This is a genomic window from Bifidobacterium apri (assembly GCF_009299485.1).
Taxonomy (GTDB): Bacteria; Actinomycetota; Actinomycetes; order Actinomycetales; family Bifidobacteriaceae; genus Bifidobacterium; species Bifidobacterium apri.
Genome location: NZ_WBSO01000041.1, coordinates 1 through 1234 on the forward strand (window position 1 = coordinate 1; position 1234 = coordinate 1234).

1 protein-coding gene is annotated in these 1234 nt (G+C 53.8%); it reads left to right on the forward strand.

Annotated elements, in window-relative coordinates; genetic code table 11:
* Positions 1–386 precede the first annotated feature (386 nt).
* Positions 387–1058: a hypothetical protein gene (locus DSM100238_RS09245; protein WP_152356368.1), complete on the forward strand. Its 672-nt coding sequence runs from the start codon at positions 387–389 to the stop codon at positions 1056–1058.
* Positions 1059–1234 lie beyond the last annotated feature (176 nt).

The window sequence follows — 1234 nt, forward strand, 5'->3', positions numbered from 1 at the left end:
GAATCTTGGATACGGACATACCCGGAACGACCTGTGGCCTGTATTGCGACCGGTTGAGCACGATATGGCTGGCGGACTGGCTCAANGANCGGCAGAGATTGTGCACATTGTGCCATGAGCTGGTCCACGCCCGCTATCATGACGTTGGCTGCGGCACGCAGTTCAGCCGGAAATTCGAGCGTAGGGCCAGACGTGAGACCGCGTTGACGCTGATCGACCCAATGGCATACGGGTTGGCTGAGAGTATTTGGGATGCGGACGCGTGGCATATGGCGGGCGATCTGGGTGTGACCATGCAGGTGCTTACCGACTATCGGCAGATTCTGTCCGAGCATGTCTGCATCGTCTGAGCGATAGAATCAATGAAGAATGAGAAAGGAACAATCATGGGTAAATTGAATCCTGGAAAACTTGGTGAGAGTCGTGTTGGCTCATGGTGGAGAAAATCGGTCGCACATGCGCGCGAGGTTACGCGTGGTGGCGTGAGTTTCAGGGCGGCGACATGCGCATGCATCGCTTTGTTCTGCGCATCCATACTGGTCACAGCTCCAATCGCCTACACGGCAGGAACCAAGTCTGCGGCCACGAAGGAAGTAGCGCAGAGTATCGCGTCGGACAACAAGGATTACGCGAAACTCATCAAGAAATACAACAGCCTCGTGGACAAGTACAACGGAATCGCCGATGAATACAACGACGCCAAGGATGCGATAGCCGAAGCCGATACCGTGAAGTCAGGCATCAAAGACCTCAATTCGCAGCATGATGAATTGCAAAAGAAGGTGGATGCGAAGAAGGCAGAATTGCAGTCTCTGACCGGTCAGGTCGACCAGGCGAAGAGGAATTCCGTTTCCGATGGCGTGTGGCAGGTCGGTACTGACATCGATGCCGGCACGTATCGCGCGAACGCTGCCGTTGGCAGCAGCTGTTACTGGGAGATCAGCAGTGGTGGCGATATTCTGCAGAACGATATTCCCGGCGGCGGTTATCCGCAGATGACGGTGAGCGACGGCCAACAATTGAAGATGCAGGACTGTGGCACGTTCACGAAGCAGTGACACTCGCTTCCATTCGCCCCGCCAAGCGCGGGGCTTTTCTTATATGCCCTTATACGTTTATATTCGCTTATAAACGTGTATAAAGCTTATATTTAAGCCGACGGGGACGCAACGTGGGCAAGCGTTGATTTTCCAGCACTCTTTTATTCGATCCAGCGCATTGCGCTGTATAAAAG